The sequence below is a fragment of the Microcystis sp. M53602_WE12 genome (assembly GCF_030065455.1).
In the GTDB taxonomy this organism is placed as follows: Bacteria; Cyanobacteriota; Cyanobacteriia; order Cyanobacteriales; family Microcystaceae; genus Microcystis; species Microcystis aeruginosa.
Map to the genome: position 1 here is coordinate 1 of NZ_JASJFB010000019.1, position 10,219 is coordinate 10,219.

The 10,219-nt window shown below is 43.4% G+C and carries 10 protein-coding genes and 2 pseudogenes; 6 read left to right on the forward strand and 6 right to left on the reverse strand.

The genetic code is table 11. The features are described 5' to 3' along the window. The 3 genes and pseudogenes from PX482_RS00570 to PX482_RS00580 all read right to left on the reverse strand — a co-directional run. A pseudogene (locus tag PX482_RS00570) lies at window positions 1-913 on the reverse strand (AAA family ATPase); the annotation flags it as partial. 422 nt (window positions 914-1,335) lie between these two features. After that, window positions 1,336-2,631, reverse strand: coding sequence for a S1 family peptidase (locus PX482_RS00575; RefSeq protein ID WP_288094611.1), 1,296 nt, complete (start codon window positions 2,629-2,631; stop codon window positions 1,336-1,338). A gap of 9 nt (window positions 2,632-2,640) precedes the next feature. Further along, window positions 2,641-2,946: a CU044_2847 family protein gene (locus PX482_RS00580; protein WP_002762380.1), complete on the reverse strand. Its 306-nt coding sequence runs from the start codon at window positions 2,944-2,946 to the stop codon at window positions 2,641-2,643. Window positions 2,947-3,165: 219 nt separating this feature from the next. On the opposite strand from PX482_RS00580, the pseudogene PX482_RS00585 reads away from it, so the two are divergent. After that, a pseudogene (locus PX482_RS00585) lies at window positions 3,166-3,376 on the forward strand (hypothetical protein). Window positions 3,377-3,748: 372 nt separating this feature from the next. Here PX482_RS00585 and PX482_RS00590 read toward each other — a convergent pair. Beyond that, the gene (locus PX482_RS00590) at window positions 3,749-5,254 is read right to left on the reverse strand and encodes a UbiD family decarboxylase (RefSeq protein ID WP_288121950.1); all 1,506 of its coding nucleotides are present in this window, start codon (window positions 5,252-5,254) and stop codon (window positions 3,749-3,751) included. A gap of 180 nt (window positions 5,255-5,434) precedes the next feature. On the opposite strand from PX482_RS00590, the gene PX482_RS00595 reads away from it, so the two are divergent. Both PX482_RS00595 and PX482_RS00600 read left to right on the forward strand, forming a co-directional pair. Next, window positions 5,435-6,529 (forward strand): AAA family ATPase, encoded by a 1,095-nt coding sequence (locus tag PX482_RS00595; RefSeq protein ID WP_002762378.1) that lies wholly within the window; start codon window positions 5,435-5,437, stop codon window positions 6,527-6,529. Further along, window positions 6,522-7,223 carry a DUF3226 domain-containing protein gene (locus PX482_RS00600; protein WP_002762377.1) on the forward strand — a complete coding sequence of 234 codons (702 nt, stop codon included), beginning with the start codon at window positions 6,522-6,524 and terminating at the stop codon, window positions 7,221-7,223. The genes PX482_RS00595 and PX482_RS00600 overlap by 8 nt, the downstream gene beginning before the upstream one ends. Before the next feature lie 52 nt (window positions 7,224-7,275). On the opposite strand, the gene psbV is transcribed toward PX482_RS00600, so the two are convergent. Both psbV and PX482_RS00610 read right to left on the reverse strand, forming a co-directional pair. Then, window positions 7,276-7,761, reverse strand: a complete 486-nt coding sequence (gene psbV, locus PX482_RS00605) for a photosystem II cytochrome c-550 (RefSeq protein WP_002762375.1) — start codon at window positions 7,759-7,761, stop codon at window positions 7,276-7,278. Between the two features lie 128 nt (window positions 7,762-7,889). Continuing rightward, a complete protein-coding gene (locus tag PX482_RS00610) occupies window positions 7,890-8,096 on the reverse strand; it encodes a hypothetical protein (RefSeq protein ID WP_002735525.1) in 207 nt (68 codons plus the stop codon). 80 nt (window positions 8,097-8,176) lie between these two features. On the opposite strand from PX482_RS00610, the gene PX482_RS00615 reads away from it, so the two are divergent. The 3 genes from PX482_RS00615 to gmk all read left to right on the forward strand — a co-directional run bounded on the left by PX482_RS00615 (window position 8,177) and on the right by gmk (window position 9,356). Continuing rightward, window positions 8,177-8,350: a hypothetical protein gene (locus PX482_RS00615; RefSeq protein ID WP_288094134.1), complete on the forward strand. Its 174-nt coding sequence runs from the start codon at window positions 8,177-8,179 to the stop codon at window positions 8,348-8,350. Window positions 8,351-8,519: 169 nt separating this feature from the next. Beyond that, window positions 8,520-8,789 carry an extracellular matrix/biofilm regulator RemA gene (remA, locus tag PX482_RS00620; protein ID WP_002737924.1) on the forward strand — a complete coding sequence of 90 codons (270 nt, stop codon included), beginning with the start codon at window positions 8,520-8,522 and terminating at the stop codon, window positions 8,787-8,789. Window positions 8,790-8,801: 12 nt separating this feature from the next. Continuing rightward, the gene (gmk, locus tag PX482_RS00625; protein WP_002762373.1) at window positions 8,802-9,356 is read left to right on the forward strand and encodes a guanylate kinase; all 555 of its coding nucleotides are present in this window, start codon (window positions 8,802-8,804) and stop codon (window positions 9,354-9,356) included. The last annotated feature ends 863 nt before the right edge of the window (window positions 9,357-10,219 follow it).

A 10,219-nucleotide genomic window follows, 5' to 3' on the forward strand; every position in this document is an offset into this window, starting at 1 on the left:
GAATAAACTGGCGGCTGTACCGAAAGTATTGATTGAGGTTATTAATAGCCGTTTCCCAGTCTTGCTGTAACCATTGTTGTAGAGTCGAGGTTAACCCCGGCAGCGGTAGAAGGGTAATACGGGGAAAAAGTCGCCCTTGGGGACCAGCCAAAAGCCCGATTAGCCAATTATCAAGACGGAAAAAGGCGAATATAAACCCCACGCCGAACCCCACGCCCCACCCCACGCCGAACAACACGCCCAACACCCCGCCGGACACCACGCGCCACCCCACGCCCAACACCACGCCCGACACCACGCCCAACACCACGCCCAACACCGCGTCCCACACCACGCCCGACACCACGCCGGACACCACGCCCAACCCCACGCCGTACACCACGCCCAACACCGCGTCCCACACCACGCCCGACACCACGTCGCCCGACATCACACGCAACACCACCACCCACAACACGCGGTACAACACGCGGTACACCACGCCGGACACCACGCCGGACACCACGCCCAGCACCACGCCCAGCACCACGCCCAACACCACGCCGCCGAACGCCACGCCCAACGCCACGCCCGACACCACGCCCAACACCACGCCCACCCAATCAACAGAAAGTCCTAAATTTGCTGCTATTATGCTACAGATAATCAGAGGGGTAATTACAGTTAAGAGAAGACCCTGAATCCCTAGACGCAATTGTACGGGATGGTCGCGGAGAAATTGTATTTTATCGCGCCATGTTTTCTGTTCTTTTAATTTATCGCCGCCGCCTCTCGTTTCCACATACCAGCGCACTGCTTGGGGAAAATAAAACACCCAGTACAACAGCAAAAGATAATCAAAAGGATTCCATAAAGATAAATCGCGTTTGAGTTTAGGAGCGAGATTAATTCTGGGGACGGTGCTTTCCTTCATAATTTTTATCTCTAGCTATTTACCCGGTGATGGTTTATTAAGTAGTTAGGTGTTACTCAAGGTAGGGTTGATTCATGAATCAACCCTACTATTCAGCACCCCCCTTATCAAGGGGGGTAGGGGGGATCAAACCCCCTTATCAAGGTAGGATCAAACCCCCCTTATCAAGGGGGGTAGGGGGGATCAAACCCCCCTTATCAAGGTAGGAGCAAACCCCCCTTATCAAGGGGGGCAGGGGGGATCAACCCCCCCTTATCAAGGTAGGATCAAACCCCCCTTATCAAGGGGGGCAGGGGGGATCAAACCCCCCTTATCAAGGTAGGATCAAACCCCCCTTATCAAGGGGGGCAGGGGGGATCAAACCCCCCTTATCAAGGTAGGATCAAACCCAAAATTAAATCAACTTATTATTTAGTTATAACCTAAGTTCGGGATGCTGAGTTATTGACTTTGGTTTGATAAAGTTTAAAACAATTTTGCATCACCTCTCGCGGCTTTCCTTGACTTTGCCTAACAAGAGAACTTATTTCCTCCTCAGTAAAAGTCACTCCAGTTTGACTTAGACGATGACTAATAAACTCTTTAATTTTAGCTTCATCCCATAATTTAATCGGAAATTGTTGACAAATTCCCTCGAAAGGTGAATCACCTCCTTTGTTATCAGGAAATAAAACATCAAGGGGACGATTAGCCGCTACTACTAATCTTAAAGGTGGATCGGGACGATTAGCCAACTCTCTTAATTGACTTCTAAGCTGATAGCTGAAATATTTTTGAGTCATATTATCTACCACATCCAATAATAACAGGATTTTGTGTTTTTCTAATTCCCTAGTTAATCTAGTTCCTTTGAGCGGTTTATCGTAATTCGCAGCTATACCAATCTGATGACATAATTCATAATAAAAATCCTTATCTCCTGCTAATCCTTCTAAGTTTAGATACAAGGGTTGTCGATGACTAAGTAAATACTCCCTTGCTTGATGGTAAATTCCCCAAAGCAGGGTGGTTTTTCCCGTTCCCCTTTCCCCGATAATAGCAGCACTACTGCCGGAATTTAAAACCTCAAAAATATCTTTAATTTCTTGTTCCCGGCCAAAAATCTGCTGAATTTCTTCAATACCTCCGGAAGTGGGTTTAAAAGGATTATGGGCATTTTTTTGGGGTTGTAATTGCGGAAAATATTTAAAAATAGCCTGAACTGGAATCGCTCTTCCTCCTAAATCACTGTACTCATCTCTGGTTTTATTCACCACTCCGCACACTTTCCCCGTGCGTAAATTTAACAGAGGTGAACCACTAAAACCGGGTTGTACTTGCCCTAATTTAAACTTGATTAAGGGGTTTTCATCCCCCGTTAAACCTATATACTCAAAGTCACTAGGATCACCGTTCGGATAATCGTTGGTATAGCCAAAAGTGTATAATTTATCTGTTAATTGTAAATCGTGATCAAAATCGACATATTTGTGATCTAAAGACGAGTTTAATTGTAAAAGAGCCAGATCGATCTCGTCTAGATTCGGTAAGTTGATAATTTTAGCCCCAGAAATTTGACCTTGCCAAATTATCTCGATAGTCTCGCGATTATCCCGCGCATCTTTTACCACATGAAGACAGGTCAAAATTAACCCTTGTCCCACAAAAAAGCCTGTTCCTGACGCATCGATTAACTTTAACCTGACAGTGTACGGGGGTAGAGATTCCGGGGTAAGCATTTAATCAATTTATCCTCCCCATTCTAGGGTAATTTTTAAATTTCCCTTTCCTTCACCTTCCACAATTAAAGCGGTTAGTTTACCGGATTTTACCCTGACTTCTACCCCAAATTCTACGGTTGCCTTTTTGGGCTGCACTTTACTTATCGTAGCAGCGATCGATTCAGTAACTGCCTCAATTGTATCAGCCACACTTTGAAAGTCAAATATTTGATCGGATACTTCCCGTTCACCACCGAAACTTCTCGCTTCCACTAACATGGTGACATTTTCTTTAACTTTCACTGAAATAATCTCAGATCTAGATTCTGGCATAAGGCTCCTCCAATGACCCGTTTATGGTTTTCTCGATTGCTTCTCGGACAAACTTATAGCGGAAGTAAAAAGGCTTATATATATTTCGGCACGGATTCCCATTATAATAAAAAGTATAGGTCAAATCGAGGGATTTTGTCAAGTCTTTTTTGCCACTAATCTATATAATTTTCGGGTTGCCTACCAGTCATTGCCCTGAAAAAAATTAGGTTCCCCTATTTGTGCCACGCAACGGAGGGGGTTATAAGGAATAAAACCCCGATAGAGACAGACATTGCTGCGATTTTTGTCAATTGTTTTCGCTCTAGAACAAACTAATCAATTAAGTCTCTTGCCAGATAAGGATTTAGTCAATTTATGCCCCTATATCGAACCATACCAAGTAACGAAGAGCCTTTCAGTTTTTCTATTAAGCTCAACATATATTTGAAAGTTTGGCGGTCACTCCTCATTTTACCTGACTGTGATCGCTTTTACTTTTGATATTCTGATGGGAGAATGAAACAGCCCTAGGAGCGCATTAGCTTTTCGGTGGGATGCTTATACGCGATTGTTCATATTTTTGTACCAATTTAAGAGTCACTGATAATTGCTGATTGTCGGTATTTCTGCAAATGTGAGATGTACCCATCAAAAAGTAGCAGCGATTGGAGTGATTGGGGGGAAAATTCCGGGACTTTTTCCCTGAAAATTAGGTAATTGGCCACCTCAAAACCGGTAAAACCCCACACCCCACACCCCACACCCCACACCCTGCCCCCAGGAAAAACTTTTTCAGCAGACCCTATTTAGTCAGTTAAATCTACATTTCGTAGCCAAACTTATTGGCATCTACTTCTTGTAAATTAATATCGATTAAACCGTATTCTGACCAGCGTTGGGAAACCTTGACCGCCATGGCCGGATCCGACTCCAAAGGTTCCCCCCACTGGTGGTCCGTTTCGGGATACATTTTAGTGGTGGCATCAATTCCCATTCTTCCCCCCAAACCGACCTTTTCGCTGGCAAAATCCAGGCTATCAAAGGGGGTTTCCGGGAGAATAAACACATCGCGAACCGGATCCACTTTAGAACTAATTGCCCAAACCACTTGCCGGGGGTCGCGAATATTAATCTCCTTATCGACGACGATGACAAATTTAGTATAGGTGAACTGGGGTAAGGCACTCCAAAAAGCTAAGGCCGCTCGCCGCGCTTGTCCGGGATAGGCTTTATCAATGGAGATAATCGCCGCTTTATAGCTTAAAGCTTCCATCGGTAGGAAAAAATCCCTGATTTCTGACACCTGTTGCCGTAAAATCGGTGTATAAATACGATTAAGCGCGATGGCCATCATCGCTTCTTCCTTGGGAGGACGACCGCTAAAAGTGGTTAAATAAATGGGGTCGCGACGATGGGTCATGCAGTGGAAATGAATCAGGGGTGAATCTTCCACACCGCCATAGTAACCCATGTGATCACCAAAGGGGCCATCTGGCAATACCTCTCCGGGGGTAATTGTTCCTTCCAGGACGATTTCTGCGTCGGCCGGCACTTGCAAATTGAGGGTTTTACACTTGGCTAACTGTACCCCAGAACCGCCGTACAATCCCGCAAACAGCCATTCTGAGAGATCTACGGGGATAGGAGTGGCGGCGGCCATGATAATTAAAGGATCGACCCCTAAAGCGATGGCTATTTCCAATTTTTTGCCCATTTGTGCCGCTTTTCGCAGGTGACGCGCCCCACCGCGCACGGATAACCAGTGGACGGTCATGGTATTGTGAGACTGTAGCTGTAAGCGATAGACACCGACGTTAGGGGTTCCCGTTTCGCAATCTTTGGTAATTACTAGCCCTAGGGTGATAATCTGGCCTGCATCCCCCGGATAGGGGCGAATCATCGGAATTTTCTTTAAATCTACCTCATCCTCCTCTAAAATCACCTGTTGACAGGCAGGAAAAAAGTTACGGTTGGGTTTGGCTTTCAGGACATCAAATAAAACTTTACCAAAATCGATCGCTTGGGAGAGTTTTTTCGGCGGTTTCGGTTGTTGCAACAGGGCGAGTTTTTTGCCTAAATCTTCCAATTCTTCGGGTTTATTCAGGTTCATCGCCCAACAGATGCGTTCTACGGTTCCCATGAGGTTAATAGCGACGGGAAACTCGGCCCCTTGCACGTTTTCAAACAGTAGGGCCGGCCCCCCCACCTGTAGCATCCGATTAGCGATCTCGGCAATTTCTAAATCGGCAGAGACCGATGCACTAATGCGGCGTAATTGGCCACGATCTTCTAAAAGCTTAATAAATCCTCGTAAGTCTCTAGCCATGATGAAGAAATGTAAATAAATCCCTGTCTCTATTATCTCTTAGGGCGGCAGTTTCGGTGGGGGATAGTCACCGGTTTGAGAGTTGGAGGCGATTCTCGTCTAGAATTAAGTAAAAAAATCCCCATCTTGCCGGGGTCATTCCTACCCCTAAGTTTATGCTTATTCAGCCCAGAGGTCAACATGATTAAGGATATTGAAATTAGTAATTTTAGATGTTTTGAGCATACCAAAATTGAAGGTTTTGAGCGAGTTAATTTAATTGGTGGTAAGAACAATTCAGGGAAAACTGCCCTGTTAGAGGCAATATTTTTGTATAGTTATCCCTATCCAAATACTATTCATCCCTACATCAGAGGAATCATTCGTAGGCAATCTTTAGCAGTTGTTCGGGCTGTTCCCAAAAATGCTTGGGATGATTTATTATTCAATCTTGATAGAAAAAATATTATTGAGTTAAAAGGCTCCCAATCTAATCAAGGGGATAAATTGGTAAAAATATCGATTTCTGGTTCTCTTAAAGATAGTGTTCTAGGCATCTCTGAAGACTGGCAAAAATTATACGATTTTATTGCTAAAGATAAATCAGTTATTTCTATCTTAAATATTCACACAAGTTTTGACCATGATCATGACTCAAATGATGAGCAAATGAACTATTTTTTAATTGCCAGTTCTAAGGAGATACTAGCTTTACCTAATGGGGGTGATGAGGAACCAGTAATCATTGCCGCATCTGTCAATAAATCTTTGCAAGAATTGAGCGAGGCCTATACTAAAATAGTTTTTAATGAACAGGAAGAAGAAGTGCTAAAAGCTCTACAAATTCTCGATCCGTCCATTGAAAAAATAGAAAGTTTTTTTCTGGGTGAACCAAATTTATATCTGAAAATAAAAGAGAGAAAACGCCTACCCATATCTCTGTTTGGTGAAGCTATTAATCGTCTGATAGAGATGATTTTTGCTCTACTCATCAATCCTAAAAAAATTATTTTTATCGATGAAATAGAAAATGGTCTTCACTATACTGCTTACCCAGATATTTGGAAAACTTTATTCCGATTAGCTATCGAACTAGATAGCCAAATTTTTGCCACAACCCACAGTTTAGAGATGATCCAAGCTTTTGCCGATGTGGGGTTAGAATATTATCCAGAACAGGGGGCCTATTTTGAACTAGCAAGGAGTCCCAGAACTGATAAAATTATTGGTATTAAAAGACAATTAAGCACTTTAGAGTACGCCTTAAAACATGGCAATGAGGTGAGAGGTGAGTAACTTATTAATCGTCGAGAGCAAGAATGATAAAATTTTTATCGAAGCCCTAGTAAAATACTTAAATATTAACAAAATTCAGTTAGATAAACCGATTTGCTTTGAGGAAGATGACTATAAATGTTTACAGGGTTTAGATAAAGCTAAATTAACCAGCACTTTCGATGAAATTAAGGCGACTCTTGGTAAAAAAGCTATCCCTAAAGTTGGTATTATTATCGATCAAGATTCTGATACTAAGACAGAGCGACTAAATTGGCTTAACGATTGTCTGAAAAAGGTGTATCCAGAAGCGGAAGATATTAGGGAAACCAGTCAGCTTTATAGATTGACAACAATAGAAGATCAAATCACAGAATTTGCTTGTTATTTTACCAATGTGGAAGGACAAGGAGAACTAGAAACAGTTCTCAAGAAGATTAAAAATCAAGATTCCACCTATGCGGATTGTTTAGAAGACTGGAGAAATTGTTTAAACAAGCAAGAAAAATCGATTAAAGACAAAGATTTTGATAAGTTTTGGATTAGTAACTATTTACGATTTGATACCTGTTCCACAGAAGACAAAAAACAAGCTGGCAGGAAATGCAGTATGAATGGATTTGATTATGTTATGAAAAACAAACGTCATATTTGGAACTTTGAGCATGAGGTATTAAATGAACTCAAAGAATTTTTACAACTATTTGCTGTCTAATCAAAAATCCCCCTAGAAATCTAGAGGGATTGAGAGATATATGGAGGGCAATTTAGAAGTAAATTGTACCACCCCAGCGCTCGTCTAGACGGGGAGCAACCAACATATAAGCGGCGACGTTATACACATCATCTTCGGTCAGATTGCGTAATTCTGGGAAGATATCCGGACGGCTAACATTGGGATGGAGTTCGCTTAGATCATCTTCACCATCGTAACTGGTGGGATGTTCTAGATAATCAATCAATGCTAACAGATTATCTCTGGGAGGTTCCGCTTTTGCCAGATCGGCCAGACCCAAACTGACGTTATTATTAGTTTTGGTTTTACCTTGCAGGTGACACTTAGTACAATTGGCGACAAAAAGTTTCTGTCCTTCCGTCGCTTGTTCAGAAGTCAAAGTCACCGATTCCCCTGCGTCATTGAGGGTGATGGTGAGGGTTTTTTCATTGAGTTCTAAGGCACTAGCGCCGTTAAGATTGAATTGTAATACAAAAAAGACTACAGCGATCGCTGCTACAATCAAACGTTTGATCATTGTTCTCCTACTCGCAATTGTTCCAAGAAAGGGGATTTTAAGGTGACTAAAAAATTTTCTCCTCTGGGAGGGTATCGATCGATTCTAAGTGATCACGGACACCGAGAAGATCGCAGTTGGGAATAAAGTCAAGGGGACGTTTCCGTTTTAGAGGCGGTTACTCCTGAGCGTTGGGATAAAATCAGTGAGATAATTGCTTTAGCATCTTCTAGGGCGAGATTAGTCTGCCGATCTTTATAGGAGATGCCTAATTGGTCGCAAAGTGACAACACAGATTCATCGGCCAGATCGTACTCTGCCGCAATATCAGCGATCGATAGATCAGCAAAACCCATAGTCTAACGCACCCACCAAGGATAGAGAATACTTATTAGTCACCATAATTATCATGCCATTGCCGGGGACATTCTTAACAGTGATCAGTGATCAGCAGTCAGGAGACAGGAGACAGGAGGCAGCTTTGTTCTCCCCATCACCCTACACCCCACACCCCACACCCCACACCCTACACCCTGCTCCCCACTCCCCCATCACCCCACACCCTCAAAATTCCCTAATTTTCCCGACTTTTGGACTATTTACTCCCTAAGATAGAGACTCGTGTAAACAAATTTAATTAAAATCGCAAAAAACCTGAAAAAATACTAAAATGTGATTAAGAATGTTATTTTTAGCGTTGTAAGGCTAAATCTTTCCCGATAACATTGTAATCATACCTCCACACTCTTTTGTACAAAGGGCTGCACCTTTGTTAACTTATGGATATACAACTGATCAACATCGGCTTCGGTAATATTGTTTCCGCTAATCGGGTTATCGCCATCGTTAGCCCAGAATCGGCTCCTATCAAACGCATCATCAGTGATGCTCGGGATAAAGGCTGTTTAATCGATGCTACCTACGGAAGACGGACTCGTGCGGTGATCATCACCGATTCTAGTCATGTAGTGCTGTCGGCCATTCAACCGGAAACCGTGGCTCACCGTTTCGTGGTCAACAAGGAAGCCCCTGTTAATAGTAGCAACTAAGTTATTAACCCCATGCAACCCGGTCAATTAATCGTCATTACTGGCCCTAGCGGTGTGGGCAAGGGTACGCTAGTACGGCATTTACTAACTCGTTTCCCTAACCTCTACCTGTCCGTATCCGCTACTACGCGCCCACCTCGACCGGGTGAAATTGAGGGGGAAGATTACTACTTTCTCGACCGTCCCAGTTTCGAGGAGAAAATGGCAGCCGGAGAATTTCTCGAATCGGCCGAATATGCGGGCAACTACTATGGAACACCCCAATCAGCGATCGCTGCTCAATTAGCAACAGGCCAGACCGTAATTCTAGAAATCGAATTAGAGGGAGCCAGACAGGTGTGTAAAAGCTTCCCCGAAGCGCGGAGAATCTTTATCCTACCCCCCACTTTCGAGGAATTAGAACGTCGTTTGCGCGACCGGGGCAAAGATGCCGAAACAGCGATCGCCCGTCGTCTAGAGCGCGCCCGAGAAGAATTGGCCGCCAGCGAGGAATTCCCCTATCAAATCGTCAACGATGACCTAGAAACCGCCCTAGATGCCATCGAGAAGATTATTTTTAGCCGTTAGCCATCCCATCAAGGGGCAGGAGGCAGGAGGCAGGAGGCAGGAGGCAGGAGGCAGGAGGCAGCCTTGAATCAGTTATCAGCTCCTGAAGGACGCAAAGCGCCCTAAAAAGAAAAAGAGAAACTAGGGGCAAGCCCTGATCTTCTAAATCTGGAAGTATCCTGAACTCAAACCGGAGTAACAATGGTGTCATGAGACCCGATTATCAGCAAAGGTCCCTAGGAAAGAGGAAAAAAGAATTGGCGGCACGAGGATTAACTCGTGAACCCGTGGTCGAGAATCAAGTAAAAAACCGGCTCTTCGGTTTGTGTTATGCAACGGACGGGGGTTATAAGGGATGGAACCCTTATATAGAAAGGCATTTAGCGATTTTTGTTAATTGTTTTTGCTCTAGAGCGAACTAATCAATTAAGTCTCTTGCCAGATAACGATTTAGTCGATTTATGCCCCCCTATCGAACCATACCAAGTAACGAAGAACCTCAATAATTGATTTTTTCTGAGAAAAAAAATTACAATTCTTCACCTTGAGAAAAATCAATCATTGTAGCTATAGTCCCTACTGGCAATGGGTTTTAACTCTCTTTTCGTACCAACTTGTGTACTAAGAAAAAGGATAATGCAAGGTTTTTGAGAGTCCCAATCCGATTTTCGCAGCACTAACATCGGATTTTAACAGGTCAAAAGCCTTATCTAACAAGGTTTTTAGATTTATTCAGCAAACCCTAAATAGGGTCTGCTGAAAAAGTTTTTCCTGGGGGTAGGAGTCAGTAGCCGGTCGTCAGGAGTCGGTCGTTTCAGGCTTTGTTGCCCTTGTTTTTTGTACCAAGCGATGTACCACAAGAAGGATAATGCAAGGTTTTTGAA